Consider the following 25,824-nt stretch of genomic DNA (forward strand, 5'->3'; position numbering starts at 1 on the left):
CCAGCCGCAGCTGCCAGCCTCCGGACATTTCCCGTTGACGCCTCCGGAAGCCTTGATAATTTGACCGGGCAGTAAAAATATGGGCGTAAAGCCCCTCGGGAACGGGCCGTCAGCGGCCAGGAGAACAGCATGTCCAATCGCCTCAACGCACCCAACGATCTCAGCGCCTTCTGGATGCCGTTTACGGCAAATCGCCAGTTCAAGAAGGAGCCGCGTCTGTTCGTCGGCGCCAAGGATATGTATTACACGACCCATGACGGCCGTCAGGTGCTCGACGGCACCGCAGGCCTCTGGTGCGTCAATGCCGGCCACTGCCGCCCGAAAATCACCGAGGCGATCCGCGAGCAGGCCGGCGAGCTCGATTACGCGCCGGCTTTCCAGCTCGGCCACCCCAAGGCCTTCGAACTGGCGAACCGCCTGGTCGACATCGCCCCGGAAGGCCTGGACCACGTTCTCTATACCAATTCCGGCTCCGAATCCGTGGAGACGGCGCTCAAGGTGGCGCTCGCCTATCACCGCGTAAAGGGCAATGGTTCGCGCTTCCGCCTGATCGGGCGCGAGCGCGGCTATCACGGCGTCAATTTCGGCGGCATCTCCGTCGGCGGCATCGTCACCAACCGCAAGATGTTCGGCACGCTTCTGACCGGCGTCGATCACATGCCGCACACCCACCAGCCCGGCAAGAACAGCTTCACCCGCGGCGAGCCCGAGCATGGCGGCGATATCGCCACCGAACTGGAGCGGATCGTCACGCTGCATGACGCCTCCACCGTCGCCGCCGTCATCGTTGAGCCGGTGGCCGGTTCCACCGGCGTCCTGATCCCGCCGAAGGGCTACCTGCAGAAGCTGCGCGAGATCTGCACCAAGCACGGCATTCTTCTGATCTTCGACGAGGTCATCACCGGTTTCGGCCGCCTCGGCGCCCCCTTCGCGGCGCAATATTACGACGTCAAGCCCGACATGATCACCGCCGCCAAGGGGCTGACCAACGGCGTCATCCCGATGGGCGCCGTCTTCGTCACCTCCGAGATCCATGATGCCTTCATGAACGGTCCGGAGCACATGATCGAGTTCTTCCACGGCTATACCTATTCCGGCAACCCGATCGCCTCTGCCGCCGCCCTCGCCACACTCGACACCTATAAGGAAGAGGGCCTGCTCACCCGCGCCGCCGAGCTTTCCGATTACTGGGCCGACGCGCTGCATTCGCTGAAGGACTGCCCCAATGTCATCGACATCAGGAACACCGGCCTGATCGGCGCGATCGAACTCGACCCGATCGCCGGCGAGCCCACCAAACGCGCCTTCACCGCCTTCCTCAAGGCTTATGAGAGCGGCCTCCTGATCCGCACCACCGGCGACATCATCGCGCTTTCCCCGCCGCTGATCATCGAAAAGCACCATATCGACGAGCTCTTCGGCAAGCTCAGGACCATCCTGCAGAACAATATCTGAGAAAGCAGGCTTCCTGCCCACGGCCCGCGGCGGACGAGATCCTCGCGGGCTTTTCGTTTCTGAAACCGGGAAACCTCAGCTCACGAAGGCAGTGGAAAGGCAGAGGGCGAATTTCTTCAGAAGCTGGCGGTCGAAGTGCCCTTCCGTGCCGAGCATCCATTTCAGGGCTTCGTTGGCGCTCCACGGCGCCTTATACGGCCGCACGGAGGTAATGGCGTCATAGACGTCGCAGATCGTCGCAATCCGCGAATGGAGGCTCACCTCGCTGCCGGGCAGCCCGCGCGGATAGCCCTTGCCGTCCATGCGCTCGTGATGATTGAGGCAGACATCGAGAACGATCTCCGACATGCCCTCCTGCCGTGACAGGAATGCATGCCCCTTTTCCGGGTGCCCCCGCATCAAGTTGATCTCCTCCTTCTCCAGCGGCCCTTCCTTGTTGAGCACTTCGAGCGGAATTTCGAGCTTGCCGACGTCGTGCAGCAATCCGGCGGTACCGAGCATCTGAACCGTAGGCTCGTCGAGTCCAAGATGGCGGCTGAAGAGGATCATCAGCGCGCTCACGGAGATGGAATGCAGAAAGGTTACCTGGTCCTTGGATTTCAGACGCGTGACGCTCAGGAAAACCGAAGGGTTCTCGTCCATTGACCTGGAGACGGAGGAAATCACCGGCTCCACGTGATCGACGGCAATGCCGTCGCCATTCCGCAGCCTGGCGAAAACCTCTTCCAGCGCCTGCACGGATTTCTGGACTGCCTTGAGCGCAGCCTTGATGTCGGCCTCGTTGTCACGGCCCGGCAGGCCGTTGGTATCGAGCCCCTTGCTGGTGTTGATGACGACGCTGGCGGTGCCGCATCTGCGGATCTTGACAGCATCGGCCTCGCGCCGCAGGGAAAATCTGCGCCGGGACAGGAGGGGGTCCTGCCAAAGCCCCTCGATAGCTTCCACAAACATTCCGATGCACACCTGGCTGGCGTCGATACGCTTGAGCATCCAGATCTCTATTCCCGATATCTCTATGTAATTATTCTATATTTCTCTTTTTCACTGCTGCGGCATTTGGGTATCGAGCGATACTACGAAGATCGGCCAAATTAACGGTTAATGGGAAAGTTAAAGAAAACCATATGCCCTCGGCTTTCCCTCCTGACGAGGTCGCACGCTTGGCCGCCTCGTTTGAAAAACGAAGAAATCTCGAAGAAAATGGCCTTTCGCAACGAATTTCGGACCAGATCGACCCGATTTCCGTTCTATTTTGTTATGAACTTGCGCAATCCCATCAAAATTTCTAGAAATCTTGCCATGAGCCCTCCCCGAGTCAAACATGGCCGGCAGGCTCGCTGATCGCGCCGCTATCGATCGTCCTTGGCACGGCCCGCGGGCCGTTGAATGATCGGGAAAGCCGGCGCGGCGCCTCATCGCGGGTCCATGACCCCATCCAAGGAGACAGACAATGACCCTCAAGACACTGACGGCGACTTTGGTCGCGTCGCTCGCCTTTGCGCCGCTCGCCCATGCCGATATCACCATCGGCCTGATCGCGCCGCTGACCGGCCCCGTCGCCGCCTATGGCGACCAGGTGAAGAACGGCGCCCAGACCGCCGTCGACGAGATCAACAAGAAGGGCGGCATCCTCGGCGAGAAGGTCGTCCTGGAACTGGCCGACGATGCCGGCGAGCCGAAGCAGGGCGTTTCCGCCGCCAACAAGGTCGTCGGCGACGGCATCCGTTTCGTCGTCGGACCGGTCACCTCAGGCGTTGCCATCCCGGTCTCGGACGTTCTGGCTGAAAACGGCGTGCTGATGGTCACCCCGACCGCCACTGCCCCCGACCTCACCAAGCGCGGCCTCACAAACGTGCTGCGCACCTGCGGCCGCGACGACCAGCAGGCCGAAGTCGCCGCCAAATATGTGCTGAAGAATTTCAAGGACAAGCGCATCGCCATCGTTAACGACAAGGGCGCTTACGGCAAGGGCCTCGCCGATGCCTTCAAGGCGACGCTGAACGCAGGCGGCATCACCGAAGTCGTCAATGACGCGATCACTCCCGGCGACAAGGACTTCAGCGCGCTCACCACCCGCATCAAGGCCGAGAAGGTCGACATTGTCTATTTCGGCGGCTACCACCCGGAGGGCGGCCTGCTTGCCCGCCAGCTGCATGACCTCTCCGCCAACGCGATGATCATCGGCGGCGACGGCCTCTCCAACACCGAATTCTGGGCGATCGGCACCGATGCGGCGGGAGGAACGCTGTTCACCAACGCTTCCGACGCCACCAAGAGCCCGGACTCAAAGACGGCTGCCGATGCGCTAGCCGCCAAGAACATTCCGGCCGAGGCATTCACGCTCAACGCCTATGCCGCCGTCGAAGTTCTGAAGGCCGGCATCGAAAAGGCGGGCAGCGCCGAGGATGCGGAAGCCGTCGCGGCCGCACTGAAGGCCGGCGAAGAAATCCCGACCGCCATCGGCAAGGTCACCTACGGCGAAACCGGCGACCTGACCTCGCAGAGCTTCTCGCTCTACAAGTGGGAAGGCGGCAAGATCGTCGCTGCGGAGTAAGTCAAGATATAGAGACTGGGACCGGGCGCCGTAAGGCGCCCTGTTTCGTTTGTGGCATCGCATGTCACCGCAGATCAGTTATAAGTTTCGGAATCGGTTGTAATGTGAGCGGTGCCATGACCAACAGACTCGAACGTCTCATCGACCAGGGTGTGGGCCGCGTGCCTGCCGATATCGTGCTGAAGGGCGGCAGCTTCTTCGACCTCGTCACCGGCGAAATCGTCCGCTCCGACATCGCCATCGGCGCCGACCGCATCGTCGGGACCTCGGGCAATTATGAGGGCGAGGTCGAGATCGACATATCAGGCAGAACGGTCGTTCCCGGCTTCATCGACACGCATCTGCACATCGAATCCTCGCTGGTGACACCGCATGAATTCGACCGCTGCGTCCTGCCCTATGGCGTCACCACCGCGATCTGCGATCCGCACGAGATCGCCAATGTGCTGGGCAGCGAGGGCATCGAATTCTTCCTCGAATCCGCGCTGGAGACGATCATGGACATCCGCGTCCAGCTCTCCTCCTGCGTGCCGGCCACCCATCTCGAAACCTCAGGCGCCGATCTGCCGATCGAGCGTCTCCTGCCCTTCCGCGACCATCCGAAGGTCATCGGCCTTGCCGAATTCATGAATTTCCCCGGCGTGATCCATAAGGATCCCGTCTGCATGGCCAAGCTCGATGCTTTTCAGGGCAGTCATATCGACGGTCACGCCCCGCTTCTTTCCGGCAACGACCTCAACGGCTACCTCTCAGCCGGCATCCGCACCGAGCATGAGTGCACCACTGCGGCCGAAGCGTTGGAAAAGATCCGCAAGGGCATGCATATCCTCGTGCGCGAAGGCTCGGTATCCAAGGATCTCGCCGCGCTGATCCCCATCATCACCGAGCGGCTTTCTCCCTATCTCGCGCTCTGCACCGACGACCGCAATCCGCTCGATATCGCCGAACAGGGCCATCTCGATCACATGATCCGCACGGCGATCGCCAACGGCGTCGAGCCCCTGGCGATCTACCGCGCCGCGTCGATCTCGGCCGCCCGCGCCTTCGGCCTCAGGGACCGCGGCCTGGTGGCGCCCGGCTGGCGCGCCGATCTCGTGGTTCTCGACAGCCTGGAAAGCTGCCGCGCCGAATTGGTCTTCTCGGCCGGCCGCCGCGTCACCGACGCGCTCTTTTCCACGCGCAGGCCGGTTGCCCCGATCGGCCTCGACAGCGTCAAGGCCCGACCCGTCAACGCCGCCCATTTCGGCGTGCCGGCCAGAGAGGGCGAAACACCCGTCATCGGCGTCATGCCCGGCAAGATCATCACTGAGCATCGCCGCTACCGCCTGCCCGTCAAAGGCAACGAGACTTCAGTCGACCTTGCCAACGACATCATCAAGGTCGCCGTCATCGAGCGCCACGGCAAGAACGGCAACCACGCCAACGGCTTCGTCCAGGGCTTTGGCCTGAAGAAGGGCGCGATCGCCTCCACCGTCGGCCATGACAGCCACAACATCTGCGTCGTCGGGGTCAGCGAGGACGACATGGCGCGCGCCGCAAACCGCCTCGGCGAAATCAACGGCGGCTTCGTCGTCGTCGAGGACGGCAACGTCACCGGCGAGATCGCGCTACCCGTCGCCGGCCTGATGAGCCTGGAACCCTATGAGACGGTCCGCGACACGCTGCACCATCTGCGCAAGGCCGCCTACGCCCTTGGCACGACCTTGGAAGAACCTTTCCTGCAGGTCGCCTTCCTGCCGCTGCCTGTCATCCCGCACCTGAAGATTTCAGACCGCGGGATGGTCGATGTGGACAAGTTCGCGCTGATCGGATGACGAGCCCTCGCAGAATGAGCGGCAGGTCGAGGGCTTCAACCTCTATCGCCAACCTTCCGGCAATTCGTCGCCTTCGACCGGCTTCGCATCGGATACTTTGTCGAGCAGCTTCGACAGACCATCCCCGCTCGCACCGCCTGCCGAAACCCGTGCACAAAACCCATCCAGCGCCGCAAGCTTCACCGACCCCGAACCCGCCACCGCCTCAAACCCGGGCATGGCGAGCGCCTCCCCGAGCGCCATGCCGCCAGGCAGGCGGAATTCGGCAGGTTTGCGCGTCAGATTGAAAACGAAGAGCAACCTTTCCCCGCCCTTTTCGCGGGTGAAGGCGAGCAGGTCCTGGTTGGTGCCGATAAAGGTCATCTCACCATCGATCAGCGCCGGATGGCTCTTCCGGAAAGCGAGCGTCTTGCGGTAGTGATTGAGTACCGAGCTGTCGCTTGCCTCCTGCGTATCGACGGAAAGTGCGGCCTGCTCGTAGGGCACGGGCAGCCAGCTCTTCTCGGCAGAGGTGAAGCCCGCATGCGCCTTGCCGGCTTCCCAGGGCATCGGCGTGCGGCATCCGTCGCGGCCCTTGAAGGCCGGCCAGAAGCGGATGCCGTAGGGGTCGCGCAGATCCTCGAAGGCGAGTTCCGCCTCCGGCAGGCCGAGCTCCTCGCCCTGATAGAGGCAGATCGAGCCGCGCAGCGCCGCAAGCACCGAGATCGCGAGCTTGGCGATGACAGGCCGCTCCTCCTCCGTCAGCGCGAACCGGCTGACATGGCGCATGACGTCGTGATTGGAGAAGGCCCAGCAGACCCAGCCGTCCGTGACGACCTTCTGAAAAGCCTCGACGCAGCCGCGAATATGCGCGGCGGTGAATTCCGGCCCCAGCAAGTCGAAAGTGTAGCACATGTGCAGCTTGTCATCGCCGCTCGTATAGGCCGCCACCGTCTTCAGCGAGCGCGCGCCGTCGCCGACTTCGCCGACGGTCGTGCGATCCTCATACCGGTCGAGCAGTGCCCGGAAGCGCTTGAGGAATTCGACGTTCTCCGGCTGCGTCTTGTCGTAAAGGTGGTTCTGCATGCCGTAGGGATTGCTGTCGGGCGCATCGAGGCCGCCGTCGCTGGTATCGGGCTCGTGCGGTGGATTGCTTCTGAGCTCTCTGTCGCAGAAATAATAATTGACCGTATCCAGCCGGAAGCCGTCGACGCCGCGCTCGAGCCAGAACTTCACCGTCTCCAGCACCGCATCCTGCACTTCGCTGCTGTGGAAATTGAGGTCCGGCTGCGAAGTGAGGAAATTGTGCTGGTAATATTGCCGGCGCACGCCGTCCCATTCCCAGCCCGGCCCGCCGAAGATCGACAGCCAGTTGTTCGGCGCGGTCCCATCGGGCTTCGGATCGGCCCAGACATACCAGTCCGCCTTCGGATTGGTCCGGCTCGCCCGGCTCTCGACGAACCAGGGGTGCCGGTCGGACGTGTGCGAGATCACCTGGTCGATGACGACCTTGATGCCGAGCCTGTGCGCCTCCGCCATCATCTCATCGAAATCGGCAAGCGTGCCGAAGATCGGGTCGACGTCGCAATAATCTGAAACGTCGTAGCCCATGTCGGCCATCGGCGACTTGAAGAAAGGCGAGAGCCAGACCGCGTCGACGCCGAGGCTGGCGATATGCGGCAGCCGGCGGGTAATTCCCTTGAGATCGCCGAGCCCGTCGCTGTTCGTGTCCTGAAACGAGCGCGGATAGACCTGATAGATCACCGCTCCGCGCCACCAGTCCGCATTCCCGCCCGTCTGCAATGCCATCGGCTACGTCTCCTGCCTTGTTCGTGCTCGCCACACTAAAGCGGACGAAACAAAAGACAACCACATCAAGCCGTTATGAAAGTGCCGCCGATGTCGCGACAGGTCGTCGCGATCCGACAAGGGGGAGACGTATATAGGCTTGTCCACAACCCGTTTCCAGCCTCCGGATTTGGGGTTGCAACGCGATTCCTTTGCGATAAGGTGCGCACTGACCTGCACGTAAGAGGTCAAACACCGGGAACAAATGTCTAATAAAGGCGCAAAGCCTAGGAAGGTGGACCCACGATGAACCATTTCGCGAAAAAATTTCTCGCCTCCGCAATGCTTGGCACGTTGCTGGCATTTTCGGCCCATGCGGCCACGCTCAATATTCACAATGGCGGAGATCCGCAGTCGCTCGATCCGCAGAAACTTTCAGGCGACTGGGAGAATCGCATCGCCGGCGACATCTTCGAAGGCCTCGTCACCGAGGACGCCAAGGACAATCCGATCCCCGGCCAGGCCGAAAGCTGGACCATCTCGCCCGACGGCAAGGTCTACACCTTCAAGCTTCGCGACGGCATCAAGTGGTCCGATGGCCAGCCGGTAACGGCAGGAGACTTCGTCTTCGCCTTCCAGCGCCTCGTCGACCCGAAGAACGCCGCCGACTACGCCTATCTGCAGTTCACCATCAAGAACGCCGAAAAGATCAACAAGGGCGAGATCACCGACCTCAGCCAGCTGGGCGTCAAGGCGATCGACGACAAGACGCTCGAAATCACGCTTGAGAACCCGACCCCCTACTTCCTCAATGCCCTGATGCACTACACCGCCTACCCGCTTCCCAAGCACGTCGTCGAAGCGAAGGGCCAGGATTGGGTCAAGATCGGCAACATCGTCACCAACGGGCCTTACAAGCCAACCGAGTGGGTTCCGGGCTCGCATGTCACGACCGTCAAGAACGATCAGTGGTATGGCACCAAGGACCTGAAGATCGACGGCGCCAAGTTCTTCGTGCTCGAAGATCAGGAAGCCGCACTGAAACGTTACCGCGCCGGCGAATTCGATATCCTCACCGACTTCCCGACAGACCAGTACGAATGGATGAAGAAGAACCTGCCGGGCCAGGCGCATGTCGCCCCCTTCTCCGGCCTCTATTATTACGTCGTCAACTCGCAGAAGCCGCCTTTCAGCGACAAGCGCGTCCGCCAGGCGCTGTCCATGGCGATCAACCGCGAAGTCATCGGCCCGCAGATCCTCGGCACCGGCGAACTGCCGGCCTATTCCTGGGTTCCGCCGGGCACGGCGAACTATGGCGAGCCGGCCTATGTCAGCTGGAAGGACCTGCCCTATAACGAGAAGGTCGCGGAAGCCAAGAAGCTGCTCGCCGAAGCCGGCTTCGGTCCCGACAAGCCGCTCCACGCGGTGCTCAGCTACAACACCAACGACAACCACAAACGCATCGCCGTCGCGATCGCGTCCATGTGGAAGCCGCTCGGCGTCAATGTCGAGCTCGTCAACGCCGAAACCAAGGTGCATTACGACCAGATGCAGCGCGGCCAGGTGGAAATCGGCCGTGCCGGCTGGCTCGCCGATTACAACGACCCGGACAATTTCCTGAACCTCCTGGTGACAGGCGTGCAGATGAATTACGGCCGCTGGTCCAATCCCGAATATGACAAGCTCATCAAGGACGGCAACGCTGAGACGGACCTCACCAAGCGCGCCGAAATCTTCAAGAAGGCCGAGCAGCTGGCGCTTGATGAATCCGCGGCCCTGCCGATCTACTATTATGTCTCGAAGAACGTCGTCTCACCGAAGATCGAAGGCTTCGTCGACAACATCCAGGACATCCACCGCACGCGCTGGCTGTCGATGAAAGAGTAAGGGAAAACGGTCCTTTCCGCGCCCTGCGGAAAGGACCGGCCCACGACCATGATCAAATACGCCCTCCGTCGCCTGCTATCGACGATCCCCGTTCTGTGGATCGCCGTCACAGCCTGCTTTTTCGTTTTGCGCCTTGCCCCCGGCGGCCCGTTCGATGGCGAAAGGCCATTGCCGCCGGTGATCCTGAAAAACCTCGCGGTCCACTACAATCTCGATAAGCCGCTGATCCAGCAGTATCTGATTTATGTCGGCGACCTGCTCCGGGGCGATCTCGGCCCCTCCTTCGCGAGCGAAGACTTCACCGTCGCCCAGCAGATCATGATCGGTCTGCCTTATACTTTCACCATCGGCACCGCCGCCTTCCTGATCGCCATCGTCGTCGGTGTGGCCGTCGGCTGTCTTGGGGCGCTCTACCAGAACAAGGCGCCGGACTATATTCTCGGCGCCCTCATCCTGGTGGGCGTGGTGCTGCCGAATTTCCTGATCGCGCCGATCCTGCAGCTCATTTTCGGCATTCATCTCGCCTGGTTTCCGGTCGGCGGCTGGGGTGACGGCTCGATCAAATATCTCATCCTGCCGATCGTCGTTCTGGCCCTGCCGCATGCGGGCCGCATCTCGCGCATCACCCGCGGCTCGATGATCGAGGTGATGAACCAGAACTTCATCCGCACCGCCAAGGCCAAGGGCATCGGCCCACGGCTGACGGTGATGCGCCATGCGCTGAAGCCCGCGCTGATGCCCGTCGTCTCCTATCTCGGACCGGCGGCAAGCTACCTTCTCACCGGCTCGCTGGTCGTCGAGAGCATCTTCGGATTGCCCGGCATCGGCCGCTACTTCGTCAATGCGGCGTTGAACCGCGATTACGGCATGGTTCTCGGTACGGTCATCTTCTACATGGTGCTGATCGTGTTCCTGAACCTTCTCGTCGATATCGCCTATGCGTGGCTCGATCCGAAAGTGAGAAACCGATGATCCTCAACCCCGCAAAACGCGAGCTGCTCGCCCAGGAACTTCTGGAGGCGGAGGGTCTGGCGCCCGAAGGCCGTTCGCTCACCAGGGATGCGCTACGCCGCCTGGCACGCAACAAGGCCGCCGTGCTCTCGATCGCCGTCCTGGCGCTGCTGATCCTCGCCGCCTTCCTCGGCCCGTGGTTCATTCCCTTCAACTACGAGGACCCGGATTGGGCGGCTTTCCGCATCCCGCCCTCGATCGAAACCGGCCATTATTTCGGCACCGACCCGAACGGCCGCGACCTTCTCGCCCGCGTCCTCTACGGCACTCGCGTCTCGCTGGCCGTGGCGCTGACGGCAACCGTCGTTTCCGTCGTCATCGGCGTGCTCTACGGCGCGATATCGGGCTATATCGGCGGCAGGCTGGATGCGATCATGATGCGCTTCGTCGACATCATGTACGCGCTTCCCTACATCCTCTTCGTCATCCTGCTGATGGTAATCTTCGGCCGCAACGTCTATCTGCTCTTTGCCGCGATCGGCGCGCTGGAATGGCTGACCATGGCCCGCATCGTGCGCGGCCAGACGCTGTCGATCAAGCATCGCGAATTCATCGAGGCGGCCCGCGCATCCGGGCAGCGGCCGTTCAAGATCATCGTCAAGCACATCATCCCGAACCTCGTCGGCCCCGTCGTCATCTTCGCGGCGCTGACGGTGCCTGAAATCATCGCCACGGAAAGCTTCCTCTCCTATCTCGGCTTCGGCGTGCAGGAACCGCTGACCTCGCTCGGCACCCTGATCGCGGAAGGGACCGATGCCATGGAAAGCATGCCCTGGCTGCTGATCTTCCCGGCAAGCTTCCTCGTCGCCCTGCTGCTCAGCCTGCTCTTCATCGGAGACGGCCTGCGCGATGCGTTCGACCCGAAGGATCGATAGAATGCTCCAAGAAAAAGACGTCCTCCTCGAACTCAAGGACTACTCGATCACCTTCGCGACGCCTGATGGAGAGGTGAAGGCGGTCTCCAACATGAACCTCACCGTCCGGCGCGGCGAGCGTGTCGCCATCGTCGGCGAGTCCGGCTCCGGCAAGAGCCAGACCTTCCTCGGCATCATGGGCCTGCTTGCCAAGAACGGCAAAACGACAGGACAGGCGCTGCTCGAAGGCAAGGACGTGCTGTCGCTGAAACCGCGCGAGCTCGACCAGATCCGCGGCAAGGACATGGCCATGGTCTTCCAGGACCCGATGACCGCGCTGAACCCGTCGCTAAAAATTTCCCGGCAGCTCACGGAACAGCTGGAGGTTCACCGCGGCCTGACGGCGCGCGCCGCTTCCGACGCGGCCCTCGACATGCTGAAGCGCGTCGGCATCCCTGATCCGACACGGCGCTTCCACCTCTATCCGCACGAACTCTCCGGCGGCATGCGCCAGCGCATCGTCATCGCCATGGCGCTGCTCACCAAGCCGAAGCTCCTGATCGCCGACGAGCCGACGACGGCGCTCGACGTGACCATCCAGGCGCAGATCCTCGATCTCTTCAACGATCTGACGGCGGAGATGAACACGGCGCTCATCATGATCACCCACGATCTCGGCGTCGTCGCCGGCCTCGCCGACCGCGTCGCCGTCATGTATGCCGGCCGCATCGTCGAGGAGGCGCCGGTCGATGAACTCTTCGACAACCCGGCCCATCCCTATACGGCCGCGCTGCATGCCTCGATCCCGCGCCCGGACCAGGATGTCGACGATCTCGTCGTCATTCCCGGCCGTCCGCCGAACCTGCAGCACCTGCCGAAGGGCTGTAATTTCTCGCCGCGCTGTTCGCAGGTCCAGGACGATTGCATCGATCGTCCGCCCGCGCTGGAAATCCTGGCGCCGCGCCACTGTGCCGCCTGCTACCATCCCTTCCCGCGTCGTGAGGAGTTGCTGAACCATGGCTGACCGATCGCTTCTGAGGGTCGAGAACCTGACGACCCAGTTCGAGCTGCCGGCGAAGGGCCTGTTCAAGCCGCCGGTCTTCCTCACCGCCGTCAACAATGTCAGCTTCGATCTCGCCGAAGGCCGCACGCTCGGCGTCGTCGGAGAATCCGGCTGCGGCAAATCCACGCTCGGCCGCTCCATCCTGCGGCTCCTGAAATCGCAGAAGGGCCGCATCCTCTGGCAGGGCCGCAATCTTCTCGACCTCACGGAAGAGGAAATGCGCGCGGCGCGCCGCGACATGCAGATCATCTTCCAGGATCCGATCGCCTCGCTCGACCCACGCATGACGGTCGGCGACATCATCGCCGAGCCGCTCACCGTCTTCGAGCCGAAGCTTTCCAGGGCCGAGCGCACCGAACGCGTGCGCGAGATCATGAGCGCCGTCGGCCTGGCGCCGGAGATGATCAACCGCTATCCGCACGAATTCTCCGGCGGCCAGGCGCAGCGCATCGGCATCGCCCGCGCCGTCGTCACCAGGCCGAAGCTCATCATCTGCGACGAGCCGGTGTCGGCCCTCGACGTCTCGATCCAGGGCCAGGTGATCACGCTCCTGCGCAAGCTGCGCAAGGAATTCGGCCTGACGCTGATCTTCATCAGCCATGACCTTTCCGTCGTACGTCTGATCTCCGACGATGTGCTGGTGCTCTATCTCGGCCGCGTGGTGGAATCAGGCGACTGCGCCACCGTCTTCGATCATCCCGCCCACCCCTATACCCAGGCGCTCTTTTCCGCAGCCCCGATCCCGGACCCGAAGCTCGCACGCCTGCGCACCCGCATCCGCCTGCAGGGCGACCCGCCCTCGCCGCTCAACCCGCCGAAAGGCTGCGTCTTCTCTCCCCGCTGCTGGAAGGCGACCGATATCTGCCGCACCGAAATGCCGCCGACCGAGGAGGTCCGCCCCGGCCAGAAGGCTGCCTGCTATCATATGGACAGGCCCTAAGTGGAAGGAAAGCCGCCTGAGGGCGGCCTTCGGGAGGCTGACAAACCACTGCAAAACAACCCGCGACGTCATCCTCGGCCTTGTGCCGAGGATCTACTGCCCTATCCAACGGAGGCAGATGCTCGGCACAAGGCCGAGCATGACGAAGGAGGGGGTGGCGATTTTTTCGCGGTCTGAAAGTCGCGGGCAGCAGCTTCGCTCTTTCATGATATCGGCCCCTCCATCTTCCAGAGTGAAGCGTTCCGAAAACAGACTTATTTTGGAATCTAAAATCCCCGATAACAAAGATTTATAAGAGTATATGCTACCCCTATCCTCGCCTACTCATGGGCCAGGGGAACGCATACATGAAATCGAAAGTATTGGGATCTATCGCGCTTGCGGCCGCGATCGTCTCTGCCTCCGCCGTATCGTCGCATGCCGAAGATCTGAAGTTCCAGCTCACCAACGGCACCAATTCCGTGCTGACCCGTTTCTACAGCTCGCCGGCGGGCGTCGACAGTTGGGAAGAAGACGTGTTCGGCGAGGATGTTCTCAATCCAGGCGAGACTATGAACATCACCATCGCCGACGGCCGCACCGTCTGCAAATACGATATGCGTTTCGAATTCGACGAAAACTCGAATCTCGACACCACCGAAGACACGCAGGACCTTTGCGAACTCGGCAGCTACACCATCCACGAATAAGCAGCCTTCTCCAAAGCCTGCCTTCGCTTCGTCCGCGAAGGCGGGCTTTTCATTTCGCGTTACATCGGCGCTTGTCACCCCGCCCGCCTCCGCGTATCAGCGGATGGAAGCGTCCTGTTGATCAGCGGCGCTCCGATATCGGGAGGATCAGGTGAGCGGAAGACGGTTTCTATCGATCGGTGAATGCATGGTGGAGCTCTCGCAGACAGGTGACGGCCTGCTGCGCAAAGGCTTCGCCGGCGATACGTTCAACACCGCCTGGTATGCCCGCGCCTGCCTTGGCCCCGACTGGTCGGTCGATTATTTCACGGCTCTCGGCGACGACGCCATGTCGGACGAGATGGCGGCCTTCATTGCAAAGGCGGGGATCGGCACCAGCCTCATCCGCCGCATCAAGGGCAAGACCCCCGGCCTCTATATGATCAACCTGAAGAACGGCGAACGCTCCTTCAGCTACTGGCGCGACAGTTCCGCCGCCCGCAGCCTCGCCGCCGATCCCGACCGGCTGCGCGAGGCGGTGGAAAGCGCCGACCTCGTCTATTTCTCCGGCATCACCCTTGCCATCTTGCCCCAGGAGGATGCCGCGACGCTGCTGGCGGAGGTCCGCCGCGCCAAGGCGGCCGGCAAGCTCGTGGTCTTCGATCCGAACATCCGTCCGCGCCTGTGGTCCAGCTACGATATAATGCATGCGACGATCAGCGAGGGCGCCCGCTCCTCCGTGCTCGTCATGCCGAGCTTCGACGACGAGGCCGCCCATTTCGGCGACGATTCGATCGAGGCGACGATCCAGCGCTATCTCGCGCTCGGCGCCATCCATGTCGTCGTCAAGAACGGCGCGGACGGCGTCAGATTGAATTTTGCTGGCGATGAGACCTTCGTTCCGGCCGAAAAGGTCGAGACGGTGGTCGATACGACAAGCGCCGGCGACAGTTTCAACGGCGCCTTCCTCGCCCACTATCTGGAAACCGGCGATGCACCCGACGCCGCCCGCTTTGCGGCACGCGTCGCAGCCCGTGTCGTCAGTGAACACGGCGCATTGGTCGTCAAGGAAAAGCTTGGTTTGAACGTCGGCTAGAACGCGGTGCGTCCTTTCGGACGCACAAAGCCCGATGCGCTAGACTCGCGCATGACGCCATATTCAAACGCCATGCGGGGGCGCTCCCCGCCTTGTCGGCATTTCCGCCCTCGGGAGCGAAAGTAGAGATCAGGACTTCGTCGGCCGATCGGTCTCGCGAACCGCCTCGTCATGATACCAGCAGCTGTCGAGCGCGGCATCGCAGACATCGGCTGCCTCGCGCTCCATCATCCGGGCGCGTTCGAACCGGCTCACAGCCCGCGGCGGCTTGACGGGAAACTGGTAGATCGTTGCGGATTCACGATGGAAACCGGTGGGCATGAGATCGCCTCCATTCAGCTCTCGCATCAACATTCAGCACCGAAACCATAGCACAATGCACATAGTTTATGCAAATTGCACAAATTATATGCATAACCATGGTTGTGATTGATCGATATGCTGTCTACGTGAGAAGCGTCCGCCTATTTGTTCAACACTTCATCAGTTTAAGCTAACGCCCAAATTTTCATCCGGTTCCAAAGCGGAAAATCTCCTTTCTTCTTGATGAATCAGCCCTCGGCCGCACCATCGGGCCGCTTTCAAAGACAGAAAAACACACACGCCGACCGGCTGATTCGGGATTTTTCCTTAACTGGGCGTCAAACTGGCACGCTACATGCATTAATAGGTGCATCCCCTGGCGGTCGGGTGCGTGCATGCGCCGAGATCGTCTCCGGATTTGCTCACCTTCGTAGCATTGAGAGAGTCACGATGACAAAATTTAAGCTCGAGTATATTTGGCTCGATGGTTACACTCCGGTCCCGAACCTGCGCGGCAAGACGCAGATCAAGGAATTCGACGCATTCCCGACGCTGGAACAGCTTCCGCTCTGGGGCTTTGACGGCTCCTCGACGCAGCAGGCCGAAGGCCGCAGCTCCGATTGCGTGCTGAAGCCCGTCGCCATCTATCCCGATCCGGCCCGCACCAACGGCGCGCTCGTGATGTGCGAAGTCATGATGCCCGATGGCGTCACGCCGCACCCGAGCAACGCCCGCGCCACCATTCTCGACGACGAAGATGCATGGTTCGGCTTCGAGCAGGAATATTTCTTCTATCAGAACGGCCGTCCGCTCGGCTTCCCCGAGCAGGGTTATCCGGCTCCGCAGGGCCCCTACTACACCGGCGTCGGCTATTCGAACGTTGGTGACGTCGCCCGCGAAATCGTCGAAGAGCATCTCGATCTCTGCCTTGCTGCCGGCATCAACCACGAAGGCATCAATGCCGAGGTGGCCAAGGGCCAGTGGGAATTCCAGATTTTCGGCAAGGGCTCCAAGAAGGCCGCCGACCAGATCTGGATGGCGCGCTACCTGCTGCAGCGCCTGACTGAAAAGTACGGCATCGACATCGAGTACCACTGCAAGCCGCTCGGCGACACCGACTGGAACGGTTCGGGCATGCACTGCAACTTCTCGACCAAGTACATGCGCGAAGTCGGCGGCAAGGCCTATTTCGAAGCGCTGATGGCGCAGTTCGAAAAGAACCTGATGGACCACATCAACGTCTACGGCCCCGACAACGACAAGCGCCTGACCGGCAAGCACGAGACGGCTCCGTGGAACAAGTTCTCCTACGGCGTTGCCGACCGTGGCGCTTCGATCCGCGTCCCGCATTCCTTCGTCAAGAACGACTACAAGGGCTATCTGGAAGATCGCCGCCCGAACTCGCAGGGCTGCCCCTACCAGATCGCTTCGCAGGTTCTGAAGACGATCTCGGAAGTTCCGCTCGCCGGTTCCGCTTCCGCTGCCGCCTAACCTCCCAAGCGGCGCCGGTCCCCGACCGGCGCCGTCATTCTTTCTGCTTGAAAACTGCGATCGGCCGCTGACATATTCGCGGCGATCGAGCCGCTAAAAGCCTGAAAACACTGGCAAGCGGCTGTAATATTTCCATCATGGTCATGCCTCAAAATAGGCAAGCGGGAATCGCCGTTCCGGAACCCCGCTTTGGGGTTGAGCGTTGCCATATCACTGCAACGCGGATGGAAATCGTGACATGCTGCAACGTCCGGCAAACACTTACAGCGGCGAGAGCTGGGCCAATGCCGCCTCCGCCGGCAAACTGCCCGAACGGCTGGTAATCGTTACCGACGCCTGGCATCCGCAGGTCAACGGCGTCGTGCGCTCGATCGAAAACACCAATCGCGAGCTGGCGAAGATGGGCGTCGAGGTGTCGATGGTGACGCCCGAGCGCTTCAACAGCATCCCCTGCCCGACCTATCCCGAAATCCGCCTGTCGATCGCCGGCTATCGCCGCATCGCCCGCGAGATCGAAAAGCACAATCCCTCCTACGTGCATATCGCCACCGAAGGCCCGCTCGGGCTGACCGCTCGCCGCTGGTGCCTGAAGAACCGTATGCCGTTTTCGACGAGCTACCACACGCGTTTCCCGGAATATGTCGCGGCGCGCCTGCCGATCCCGAAGAGCTGGCTCTATTCCTTCGTTCGCTGGTTCCACAATGGCGGCGCCGGCTGCATGGTGGCGACGCCGAGCCTTGCGCGCGAACTGTCGGAAAAGGGCATCCGCAATCTCATGCCCTGGAGCCGCGGCATCGACGCCACGCAGTTCCGCCCGATGGCGCTGGAGGAAAAACCCTTCGGCCTGCCGCGCCCGATCTTCATGACCGTCGGCCGCGTGGCGCTCGAAAAGAACCTGCCGGCCTTCCTCGATCTCGATCTGCCGGGCTCGAAGGTCGTCGTCGGCGACGGCCCGGCGCGTGCCGAGCTCGAAAAGCAATATCCCCAAGTCTTCTTCGCCGGCGTGAAGTTCGGCGAGGAACTGGCGCAGGCCTATGCCCAGGCTGACGTCTTCGTCTTTCCCTCGCTCACCGACACTTTCGGCAACACCATCCTCGAAGCGCTGGCATCGGGCGTGCCGGTCGCCGCCTATCCGGTGACCGGCCCCCTCGACATCATCGGCGAAGACAGCGAGGTCGGCGCGCTCGACACGGACCTTCGCGCCGCCTGCCTTGCCGCCCTCTCCGCTTCGCGCGAAAAGGCGCATGCGCTCGCCATGCAATATTCCTGGGAAGCGGCGACGCTGCAGTTCATCAACAACATCCGCGCCGCAAACGGCGTGATCACGCCGAAATGGAAGAAGGCCTGGCAATTCGCCAAGTCGCTTCCAAGAAGCAGAAAGCCCGGCGAAACCGCCGGGCCTGTCCCGTCTGGGGACTGATTGCGCTTGCGAGATTTTCGCGGCTTAGCCGCTGAGATCACGATAAACGTGGCGGTGCTTGGCCCCCCTCTGCCCTGCCGGGCATCTCCCCCACAAGGGTGGAGATCGGCAAGAAGCCATGCCTCGCCCCAATTTTACGATCCACGTGACGGCCAGTTGTTTGGGGAAGCCATCACGTCCAGCCAATCTCCCTCCTTGTGGGGGGTCCGAAGGACGGGTCGAGACCCGTGGCTCGACCCCGGGCCGGGCAGGGCAGAGGGGGGTGGCCACACGACGGCGCAACAATGCCGCGCAAGCCCCCCAACCAGCGCCCCTTAAACCCTACGTCCGCCTCTTCTTGCCTTCGAACGGATTATCCGGCGAGCGGAAATGGATGCGGATCGGCACGCTCGGCATGTCGAAATCGTTGCGCAGCCCGTTGATCAGGTAGCGCGTATAGGATTCCGGCAGCGCGTCCGAGCGGGTGCAGGAGATCATGAAGGCGGGCGGGCGGGCCTTGACCTGCGTCATGTATTTCAGCTTGATCCGGCGGCCGGAAACGGCCGGTGGCGGATGCTGGATCTGCTGTGTCTCCAGCCAGCGGTTGAGCCGCGCCGTCGAGATGCGCTTGTTCCAGACCCTGTCCGTGTCGATGATCGACTGCATCAGCTTGTCGAGGCCCCAGCCGGTCTGGCCGGAGATCGGCACGGCGCGGATGCCGCGCGCCTGCGGCAGCAGCCGGTCGGTCTTTTCGCGCAGATCCGCAAGCACCGCCTGGCGATCCTCGATCATATCCCACTTGTTGAAGGCAAGAACGGCCGCGCGGCCCTCGCGCAGCACCAGGTCGACGATCTGCAGGTCCTGCTTCTCGAAAGGGATCGTCGCGTCGAAGACGATCACGACGGTTTCGGCGAAGCGGATGGCGCGCAGCGCATCGGCGACGGAAAGCTTCTCCAGCTTCTCTGTCACCCGCGCCTTGCGGCGCATGCCCGCCGTATCGAACATCTTGATGGTGCGGCCGCGCCAATCCCATTCGACCGAGATGGAATCGCGGGTGATGCCCGCCTCCGGCCCGGTCAGCAGCCGGTCCTCGCCGAGGAAACGGTTGATCAGCGTCGACTTACCGGCATTAGGACGCCCGACGATCGCCACTCGGAGCGGCTTGGTCTCGTCATAGGCGGGCTCTTCATCCTCGTCCTCACCCTCACCAGCCGTATCGGAAACGTCGACGTCGGTGACGGCAACATCCTCCTTCGCATAGGCCCGGTCCTTGCCGATCGCCTCGACGATCGCGTCGCGCAGATCGAGCATGCCCTGCCCGTGCTCGGCCGAGATCGGCGTCGGCTCGCCGAGGCCGAGCGTATAGGCGTCGTAGAAGCCGCTGTCGGAGCCGCGCGCTTCGGATTTGTTGGCGACGAGCACCACCGGCTTGCCGCGCCGGCGCAGCATTTCGGCAAGCGCGGTGTCGACAGGCGTCAGGCCGTTCTTGGCATCGACGACGAAGAGCGAAAGATCGGCCTCGTCGATCGCTGCTTCCGTCTGGGCGCGCATGCGGCCCTGCAGGCTTTCTTCATCGGCCTCTTCGAGACCGGCCGTGTCGATGATCGTGAAGGTCAGACCCATCAGCCGCGCATCGCCCGGCCGGCGGTCACGCGTCACCCCAGGCGTATCGTCGACCAGCGCCAGCTTCTTCCCGACAAGGCGGTTGAAAAGCGTCGACTTGCCGACATTCGGACGACCGACGATCGCGACCGTGAAACTCATTCTATTTCCTTAAGCTTAACCCTGCGCGGCGGGCGCCTTGCCGGATGCGGTAATGAGATCAAGCATCATATGGGCGCGATTGGCAACATTGCGCGGGCTGTCGGCGTCATCGGCGATCGACTGGAACCACTGGCGCGCCTGCGCCATGTTGCCGGCCTTATAGGCGGCAAGGCCGAGCGCTTCACGCGCCGAATGGCGGAAGGCGTTGCCCGGCACGGCCATTTCCTCGATCGCCGCCGAAACCTGCTCGTAGGAGCCGTTTTCGATCAACAGCCAGCCGGCACGCATCTTGGCGGCATCGCGCACGGCGGCGGGAACGCCCTTGTCCTTGCCGATCTCGTTGAAGGCGGCAATCGCGGCGGCAGCATCGCCCTTGTGCGCCTGGACGGTCGCGGCCCGCATGCGCGCCAGCACCGGATAGGCGCCATGGCCTTCCTTCTCCAGCTTGTCGAGCGCGGCCAGCGCCTCGTCGTTCTTGTTCTCGTCGGCAAGCTTCATCGCCGCCAGGAACTGATCACCGGCGCCGGAAGAGCGGTTGTCGTCCCAATATTCATAGAGAACCTTGCCGGCGGTGCCGACGACGATCAGGATGGCGACGACGATGATATAGCGGCCGAAGCGGCGCCATGCGCCCTTCATCTGGTCGGACCGCAGTTCTTCATTGACTTCACGGATGAAGCTGTCGTCGTTGAATGCCATTCTCGTCTCCGGCCGCGGAAATACCCAAACACTATGCAGAATGCATATTTGTCGGGCCTTCTACCCCATTTTGCAGCCGTTGTAAGGGGGATGTGAAAGATTCACTACATAACGAGCGGGGAAACTCCGATCAACCATTCGTGCAGCTTCCAGATGATCAGCGCCCAGGCGACGATGCCGATGACGACGGCATAGAGATCGTATTTCGCCGAGACGAATGGCCGGAGCGTGATCTCGCCCGCCCGCTGCCGCCGTTTGAGCGAAATGCGCACGATCACGCCCCAGGCGAGGAAGGCAGCAAACAGCAGCACCGACGACATCTCGCCATTGGCAAGCAGATGCGCCAGCGCCCAGATCTTCACCGACAGCACCATCGGATGTTTCGTCTTCGTCGCGATATGCCCCGCCGGCAGCAGCGAGGCGACGAGACAGATCATCGCGATCAGCATCAGCGTGATCGCGATATGCGCCGTCCAGACCGGCGGATTGTAGAGCATGCCGGTCACGGCTCGCGCCTGCCCGAAACCGTAGATCAACAGGATCAGCGTGAGGATGCTCGCGACCGAATAGCCGGCCCGCCAGCCATTGTCGCCGAGGCGCGCGATCATCGAGCGGCGGAAGCCCGGAGCCACCACCCGCACCAGATGCACCCCGAGAAAAAGTATGATTCCGACGATAAGCAGTGCCATTGCGCATCCCTTCCGTGCCGTTTGTCATGACTTAGAGCCTAGCGGGAAAAAATGCCAGCAAGACCGCAGCTTCGCCGCAATTCTATTGGAGGGAAACCGCGAACAAATTGTCGCGGTGCCCATGTCTCGTCTTCTCCTCGCCACTTGTCTGGCTGCCTCGTTCGTTTTTCCTGTCATGGCAGAGGCGGACGACCGGCCGAAACAGCTCGTCATCATTTCCTTCGACGGCGCCCACGACAATGCGCTCTGGCTGAAGAGCCGCGAGATGGCCGCCAAGAATGGCGCCCACTTCACCTATTTCCTCTCCTGCACCTTCCTGATGAACGAGGCGACGAAAAAGGCCTACCAGGCGCCGCACCAGAAACGCGGAAAATCCAATGTCGGCTTCGCCCAGAGCGACGACGAGATCCGCGAGCGCCTCGGCAATATCTGGCATGCCCATCTCGAAGGCCACGACATATCGAGCCATGCCTGCGGCCATTTCGACGGCCGCCAATGGAGCGAGGCCGACTGGTCGGCCGAATATGCGACCTTTCACGCGACGTTGAAAAACGCCTGGAAAAGCGTCGGCCTCGAAGAACCCACCGGCTGGCAGGATCTGGTCGATCACGGCATCAAGGGCTTTCGCGCTCCCTATCTCTCCGCCACGGCAGGCGCCGATATGATCACCGCCGAAAAGAAGGCGGGCTTCACCTATGATGCGAGCCTCGTCACCAAAGGCCCGGCCATGCCCGTCGAGGAAGACGGCATCATCCGCTTCGGCTTGCCGCTGATCCCGGAAGGCCCGAACGAAAAGCCGATCATCGGCATGGACTACAACCTCTTCGTCCGCCATTCCAAGGGTGAGGAGGACAGCGCGGATTCGAAGGAATTCGAAGACCGCGCCTACGCCGCCTTCTCCCAGGCCTTCGACCGCCAGTACAACGGCAATCGCATCCCCCTCCAGCTCGGCTTCCACTTCGTCGAAATGAACGGCGGCGCCTACTGGCGCGCGCTGAACCGCCTGGTCACCGACGTCTGCCACCGGGCGGATGTGGCCTGCGTGAGCTATTCCGAGGCGATCCCGATGATCGAGGCACGCGGGAAATTGCAGCAGACGTCGGGGCTCTGACGAAAACCTTTTGAGAACGAGAGATGGTGCCGTGTGGCCCCCTCATCCGACCCTTCGGGCCACCTTCTCCCCGCTGGGGAGAATAGGGAATCGCGAAGTCGGCGAACATGTTCTCAAGCGATGGATATACGCGAGGCGCTGCCACGAGTCCCTTCCCCCAGCGGGGGTCCGAAGGACGGGTGAGACCCGTGGCTCACCCAGGTCGGTGCCGGCAGGCGGATGAGGGGCCACACGGCACACACCCCGTTCATCCACCCACGCTTACCCATCAACCATCCACATGCACTACGCCCGCTTCCCGATCCAGATAGCGCTGGTCGATATCCGGCAGCGGCTCGTTATCGATGGCCGCCTCGAAGGCCCTGAGACGCTTGTGGATGGACAGAAGCTCGATGATCGTCGTCCAGGAATTGACGAGATACTGGAACGAGTTACTAACCTGTCCGAATGCAGTCAGAATCTGCTGATAAATGCCGAAGGTTATAGTGCCTGCTACGATTGTCGGGACCAGCATGAATGTGACGAAAAGCGCATCCGCTTGGATATAGAAATATCGAGCCACATTGAAGTACAGGTAGTGAAAATACAGCCTGAAGTAGTTTCGACGCACATTTCCAAATAGATCTCTCACAACGGAAGGAGATGCGCGCTCTTCATGATCCTCGCCATAAACAAGCTCTTTTCGATAGGCTGCTTCAACTCGCTGGTTCTTGAAATTTAGCCCGGGAAGTTTGATACCCGCGACCGCAAGAAGCACGGTTCCGAAGATGGACCAGAAAAGAGCCAGCCAGAACAAGCTGTCCGATACCTCTCCAATAACCGGCAGTTCCTTCACATAGCTTGATAGCGATAGAAGAATTGGAAGGAAGACGATCAGGGTCATCACGGAGTTGATCAAACTCACACCCAGACCTTCCAGGATATTCGCAAATCGCATCGTATCTTCTTGCACACGCTGAGACGCGCCCTCGATGTGCCGAAGCTTTTTCCATTGCGACATATAGAAGTCGTTCATAGCCGTTCGCCAACGAAAGACGTAATGGCTGGTGAAGAAGTCCGCGAGAATGGACACGAACATGCTTAGAAAGGCAATTTGCGCAAATATCAGCATGAGACTGTAGAAGTTCCATACTGTTATGCCCCCTGACTTATCGAGAGCATTTTGAAGCGTATCGCCGAAAGGACGACGCCAGTTGTTAATCGCCACCGAGATCTGAACGCCAAAATAGGTCGTCAGGATGATTAATGCGGAACCCCAGACCGACCAAATTTTCCAGGGATGGCTCGCCGCGATGACATGCCACGCACCACAGAAGAGCGCAACGCATATTAGGAAAAACGCATAAAAGAAAAGATTATCGGGAAGGAGAAAGAAGTCCAGACCGATTGGCGGTTGCTGGTCTGGGCCAAGGGGGCCGTAGCCAAATGACACTCCAATACGTTCGCCAACGGTGTACCACAAGGCGATACATACGAGCGTCCATACTGCAAGTGAAGTGAAGAAAAGTTTCGGCTTAGGGAAGAAGGAATGAAACACTAGGGAGCGCTTTCCTGGACTGGAATTTCGGGAGTATCAGCAGATGTTTGTTGCCCGGAAACTAAGGCAGTTCGAAGGAAGCAGCAATGGGTTTGGCCGATTGTTACGCAGATGTAACCGGTTAGGCGATTTTCCTGATGACCGGCATCACGAGCGCCGCGCAGACGAGAAGGGCGGCGGCGGCGATCACCGTCGGCACGGTGAAACTGCCTGAGCGTTCGGCGATCCAGCCGGCAACGACCGGTCCGACGATCTGGCCGGCGCCGAAGGCGGCCGTCATCATCGCCAGGATGCGCCGCGGGCTCTCGGGCGCAAGCTTGCGCCCGATCTGCAGCCCGTAAGCGGTGATCGCCAGAAACGTCGCCCCGAACAGCGCGCCGCCGATCAGCGGCGCGACCGACGGCGGCAGCGCCACCGTCGCAAGCACTCCGGCCGCCTGGACCAGAAGGGCGGCAATATAGACGCCGCCAAGCCCGAGCGGCCGCACCAGCGGCTTCCAGGCAAAGAGCGCCACCGCCGCCGTCACTCCGGCGATGAACCAGCAGAGAAATTCGACGAAAGCTCCCGTTGCCGACAGGCGCGCGATGGTGACGAGGAAGGTTGCCGTGATGACATAGCCGAAACCGAACAGACCGTAGGACAGCGTCACCAGCACCATCGGCCGGCTCCAGACGAGCGCCGGCTCCTTGCCCCGGCTTGCCGATCGCGCCGGCTCCAAGGGCAGGAGCCGCCAGACGATGACGAGACTTGCCGCGCAGTAGAGCGCCCCGCCGATCCAGTCGGCGCGCCAGCCGCCCGGCCCGTCGTGAAAACCGAGACCGATCAGAAGCACCATGACGGAGGAAAGCGCGATCCCCGCCCCCGGCCCGCCGAAATGCGCCGCCTGCACATGGTCGTTGCCGGCGGCAGCGCCGTGACTGAGCACGATCGACGAGGTGAAGACCATCGCAAAGGCACTGGCGAGGCCGGCAAGGAAGCGGATGACGGCAAAGACCGCAACGGAATTGGTGGCCGCCATGGCCGCGAGCAGGATTGCGGTGGCAAACAGCGCCAGCAGCGCCACCAGCCGCTCCCGCCCCGCCGCCCAGCCATAGGCCGCCAGCACGGCGCCGACGAGATAACCGACGAAATTCGCCGAGGCGATGAAGCCGGCATCCGCCGCCGAAAGCGGCACGCCGCTCATCATGCCGGGCAGGATCGGCGTGTAGGAGAAGCGTCCGAAACCCATCGCCGCCGCCATGGCGACAGCGCCGGCGGCAGCGGTGGCAACGAGGTTCGGCGCGGAGCGAGGCGGACGGGAAAGCATGCTGCGCTTATCGCGCCGCAGCACGATCGCCACAAACGAGTATTTCTGATCGATCGATCAATTCCATAAAAGTGCAAATTCCTCGCCCCGAAAAGCGAGGACGGCACGTCAAAAACACAGGGGCGAAGAGGAAAGTAGTTGCCGCCAAGCTTAATAAATTGACGCGTGCGCCCACCACAACCACCCTTGTATCTGCACGTTAGCGATTTCGTGCGATGGAAGCGATTGAGCCTCTGGTCGGGTGGCCACCCGACCAGAGGCGTGACGAAGTCGCCCGTCCCCCCTCCGGTTACAACCGTGGATGAGCCTGGGATCTTCGTCATCGTCACGCACGACCGAATAGTCGCTTGGTTCCAATCGCACGCACAAGGCAGGTTACCGTGAACAGAGTTATATGTGGAGTGGATGTTTCGAAG

Annotated in this window: 21 protein-coding genes; 13 read left to right on the top strand and 8 right to left on the bottom strand. The window is 61.6% G+C overall.

From position 1 onward, the window contains the following. Positions 1-129: 129 nt before the first annotated feature. Positions 130-1,455: an aspartate aminotransferase family protein gene (locus QD408_RS25550; protein WP_088681871.1), complete on the top strand. Its 1,326-nt coding sequence runs from the start codon at positions 130-132 to the stop codon at positions 1,453-1,455. A gap of 75 nt (positions 1,456-1,530) precedes the next feature. Here QD408_RS25550 and QD408_RS25555 read toward each other — a convergent pair whose 3' ends face one another. Then, entirely contained in the window at positions 1,531-2,445 is a 915-nt protein-coding gene (locus QD408_RS25555) for an HD-GYP domain-containing protein (RefSeq protein ID WP_414141215.1), read from the bottom strand. Between the two features lie 460 nt (positions 2,446-2,905). Here QD408_RS25555 and QD408_RS25560 point away from each other — a divergent pair, with 460 nt between their 5' ends. Both QD408_RS25560 and ade read left to right on the top strand, forming a co-directional pair. Further along, positions 2,906-4,009 (top strand): branched-chain amino acid ABC transporter substrate-binding protein, encoded by a 1,104-nt coding sequence (locus QD408_RS25560; RefSeq protein WP_088681869.1) that lies wholly within the window; start codon positions 2,906-2,908, stop codon positions 4,007-4,009. Positions 4,010-4,125: 116 nt separating this feature from the next. Then, positions 4,126-5,823, top strand: coding sequence for an adenine deaminase (gene ade / locus QD408_RS25565; RefSeq protein WP_414141216.1), 1,698 nt, complete (start codon positions 4,126-4,128; stop codon positions 5,821-5,823). A gap of 42 nt (positions 5,824-5,865) precedes the next feature. On the opposite strand, the gene QD408_RS25570 is transcribed toward ade, so the two are convergent. Beyond that, on the bottom strand, positions 5,866-7,611 hold the full coding sequence (locus QD408_RS25570; RefSeq protein WP_414141217.1) for an alpha-glucosidase family protein: 1,746 nt from the start codon (positions 7,609-7,611) through the stop codon (positions 5,866-5,868). Positions 7,612-7,896: 285 nt separating this feature from the next. Between QD408_RS25570 and QD408_RS25575 the strand changes: the two genes are divergently transcribed. The 7 genes from QD408_RS25575 (at position 7,897) to QD408_RS25605 (ending at position 15,109) form a co-directional block, all read left to right on the top strand. Next, positions 7,897-9,477: a peptide ABC transporter substrate-binding protein gene (locus QD408_RS25575; RefSeq protein WP_088681866.1), complete on the top strand. Its 1,581-nt coding sequence runs from the start codon at positions 7,897-7,899 to the stop codon at positions 9,475-9,477. Positions 9,478-9,525: 48 nt separating this feature from the next. Beyond that, positions 9,526-10,449 carry an ABC transporter permease subunit gene (locus QD408_RS25580; protein WP_088681865.1) on the top strand — a complete coding sequence of 308 codons (924 nt, stop codon included), beginning with the start codon at positions 9,526-9,528 and terminating at the stop codon, positions 10,447-10,449. Beyond that, entirely contained in the window at positions 10,446-11,363 is a 918-nt protein-coding gene (locus QD408_RS25585) for an ABC transporter permease (RefSeq protein WP_088681864.1), read from the top strand. The genes QD408_RS25580 and QD408_RS25585 overlap by 4 nt, the downstream gene beginning before the upstream one ends. A gap of 1 nt (position 11,364) precedes the next feature. Then, entirely contained in the window at positions 11,365-12,366 is a 1,002-nt protein-coding gene (locus tag QD408_RS25590) for an ABC transporter ATP-binding protein (RefSeq protein WP_088681863.1), read from the top strand. Continuing rightward, complete coding sequence (locus QD408_RS25595) at positions 12,359-13,345, top strand: ABC transporter ATP-binding protein (RefSeq protein ID WP_088681862.1); 987 nt, start codon at positions 12,359-12,361, stop codon at positions 13,343-13,345. The genes QD408_RS25590 and QD408_RS25595 overlap by 8 nt, the downstream gene beginning before the upstream one ends. Before the next feature lie 347 nt (positions 13,346-13,692). Beyond that, positions 13,693-14,034: a hypothetical protein gene (locus tag QD408_RS25600; RefSeq protein WP_088684613.1), complete on the top strand. Its 342-nt coding sequence runs from the start codon at positions 13,693-13,695 to the stop codon at positions 14,032-14,034. A 151-nt stretch (positions 14,035-14,185) separates the two neighbouring features. Beyond that, a complete protein-coding gene (locus QD408_RS25605) occupies positions 14,186-15,109 on the top strand; it encodes a sugar kinase (protein WP_088684614.1) in 924 nt (307 codons plus the stop codon). A gap of 129 nt (positions 15,110-15,238) precedes the next feature. Here the strand turns inward: QD408_RS25605 and gstI are convergent, their stop codons facing one another. After that, the gene (gstI, locus tag QD408_RS25610) at positions 15,239-15,430 is read right to left on the bottom strand and encodes a glutamine synthetase translation inhibitor GstI (RefSeq protein ID WP_088684880.1); all 192 of its coding nucleotides are present in this window, start codon (positions 15,428-15,430) and stop codon (positions 15,239-15,241) included. A 432-nt stretch (positions 15,431-15,862) separates the two neighbouring features. Between gstI and QD408_RS25615 the strand changes: the two genes are divergently transcribed. Continuing rightward, positions 15,863-16,903: a glutamine synthetase beta-grasp domain-containing protein gene (locus tag QD408_RS25615; RefSeq protein WP_088684615.1), complete on the top strand. Its 1,041-nt coding sequence runs from the start codon at positions 15,863-15,865 to the stop codon at positions 16,901-16,903. Positions 16,904-17,141: 238 nt separating this feature from the next. Beyond that, positions 17,142-18,323: a glycosyltransferase family 4 protein gene (locus QD408_RS25620; RefSeq protein WP_088684616.1), complete on the top strand. Its 1,182-nt coding sequence runs from the start codon at positions 17,142-17,144 to the stop codon at positions 18,321-18,323. Positions 18,324-18,644: 321 nt separating this feature from the next. On the opposite strand, the gene der is transcribed toward QD408_RS25620, so the two are convergent. The 3 genes from der to QD408_RS25635 form a co-directional block, all read right to left on the bottom strand. Then, positions 18,645-20,066, bottom strand: coding sequence for a ribosome biogenesis GTPase Der (gene der / locus QD408_RS25625; protein ID WP_088684617.1), 1,422 nt, complete (start codon positions 20,064-20,066; stop codon positions 18,645-18,647). A gap of 15 nt (positions 20,067-20,081) precedes the next feature. Then, positions 20,082-20,765: a tetratricopeptide repeat protein gene (locus QD408_RS25630; RefSeq protein ID WP_088684618.1), complete on the bottom strand. Its 684-nt coding sequence runs from the start codon at positions 20,763-20,765 to the stop codon at positions 20,082-20,084. A gap of 104 nt (positions 20,766-20,869) precedes the next feature. Further along, positions 20,870-21,454, bottom strand: a complete 585-nt coding sequence (locus QD408_RS25635) for an NnrU family protein (protein WP_088684619.1) — start codon at positions 21,452-21,454, stop codon at positions 20,870-20,872. A gap of 121 nt (positions 21,455-21,575) precedes the next feature. On the opposite strand from QD408_RS25635, the gene QD408_RS25640 reads away from it, so the two are divergent. After that, positions 21,576-22,565, top strand: coding sequence for a polysaccharide deacetylase (locus QD408_RS25640; RefSeq protein ID WP_414141218.1), 990 nt, complete (start codon positions 21,576-21,578; stop codon positions 22,563-22,565). 268 nt (positions 22,566-22,833) lie between these two features. Here QD408_RS25640 and sbmA read toward each other — a convergent pair whose 3' ends face one another. Both sbmA and QD408_RS25650 read right to left on the bottom strand, forming a co-directional pair. Then, complete coding sequence (gene sbmA, locus QD408_RS25645) at positions 22,834-24,102, bottom strand: peptide antibiotic transporter SbmA (RefSeq protein WP_088684621.1); 1,269 nt, start codon at positions 24,100-24,102, stop codon at positions 22,834-22,836. A gap of 121 nt (positions 24,103-24,223) precedes the next feature. After that, positions 24,224-25,408, bottom strand: coding sequence for a YbfB/YjiJ family MFS transporter (locus tag QD408_RS25650; RefSeq protein WP_414141219.1), 1,185 nt, complete (start codon positions 25,406-25,408; stop codon positions 24,224-24,226). Positions 25,409-25,824 lie beyond the last annotated feature (416 nt).

The organism is Rhizobium sp. BR 249 (assembly GCF_047445895.1).
In the GTDB taxonomy this organism is placed as follows: Bacteria; Pseudomonadota; Alphaproteobacteria; order Rhizobiales; family Rhizobiaceae; genus Rhizobium.

Excerpts from the sequence above, each read along its gene's own strand:
- der (WP_088684617.1), bottom strand. The coding sequence starts at position 20,066 with ATGAGTTTCACGGTCGCGATCGTCGGTCGTCCGAATGTCGGCAAGTCG.
- QD408_RS25615 (WP_088684615.1), top strand. The coding sequence starts at position 15,863 with ATGACAAAATTTAAGCTCGAGTATATTTGGCTCGATGGTTACACTCCG.
- QD408_RS25580 (WP_088681865.1), top strand. The coding sequence starts at position 9,526 with ATGATCAAATACGCCCTCCGTCGCCTGCTATCGACGATCCCCGTTCTG.
- QD408_RS25595 (WP_088681862.1), top strand. The coding sequence starts at position 12,359 with ATGGCTGACCGATCGCTTCTGAGGGTCGAGAACCTGACGACCCAGTTC.
- QD408_RS25600 (WP_088684613.1), top strand. The coding sequence starts at position 13,693 with ATGAAATCGAAAGTATTGGGATCTATCGCGCTTGCGGCCGCGATCGTC.
- ade (WP_414141216.1), top strand. The coding sequence starts at position 4,126 with ATGACCAACAGACTCGAACGTCTCATCGACCAGGGTGTGGGCCGCGTG.
- QD408_RS25550 (WP_088681871.1), top strand. The coding sequence starts at position 130 with ATGTCCAATCGCCTCAACGCACCCAACGATCTCAGCGCCTTCTGGATG.
- QD408_RS25590 (WP_088681863.1), top strand. The coding sequence starts at position 11,365 with ATGCTCCAAGAAAAAGACGTCCTCCTCGAACTCAAGGACTACTCGATC.
- QD408_RS25630 (WP_088684618.1), bottom strand. The coding sequence starts at position 20,765 with ATGGCATTCAACGACGACAGCTTCATCCGTGAAGTCAATGAAGAACTG.
- QD408_RS25560 (WP_088681869.1), top strand. The coding sequence starts at position 2,906 with ATGACCCTCAAGACACTGACGGCGACTTTGGTCGCGTCGCTCGCCTTT.
- gstI (WP_088684880.1), bottom strand. The coding sequence starts at position 15,430 with ATGCCCACCGGTTTCCATCGTGAATCCGCAACGATCTACCAGTTTCCC.
- QD408_RS25585 (WP_088681864.1), top strand. The coding sequence starts at position 10,446 with ATGATCCTCAACCCCGCAAAACGCGAGCTGCTCGCCCAGGAACTTCTG.
- QD408_RS25555 (WP_414141215.1), bottom strand. The coding sequence starts at position 2,445 with ATGCTCAAGCGTATCGACGCCAGCCAGGTGTGCATCGGAATGTTTGTG.
- QD408_RS25575 (WP_088681866.1), top strand. The coding sequence starts at position 7,897 with ATGAACCATTTCGCGAAAAAATTTCTCGCCTCCGCAATGCTTGGCACG.
- QD408_RS25640 (WP_414141218.1), top strand. The coding sequence starts at position 21,576 with ATGTCTCGTCTTCTCCTCGCCACTTGTCTGGCTGCCTCGTTCGTTTTT.
- QD408_RS25635 (WP_088684619.1), bottom strand. The coding sequence starts at position 21,454 with ATGGCACTGCTTATCGTCGGAATCATACTTTTTCTCGGGGTGCATCTG.
- QD408_RS25620 (WP_088684616.1), top strand. The coding sequence starts at position 17,142 with ATGCTGCAACGTCCGGCAAACACTTACAGCGGCGAGAGCTGGGCCAAT.
- QD408_RS25650 (WP_414141219.1), bottom strand. The coding sequence starts at position 25,408 with ATGCTTTCCCGTCCGCCTCGCTCCGCGCCGAACCTCGTTGCCACCGCT.
- QD408_RS25570 (WP_414141217.1), bottom strand. The coding sequence starts at position 7,611 with ATGGCATTGCAGACGGGCGGGAATGCGGACTGGTGGCGCGGAGCGGTG.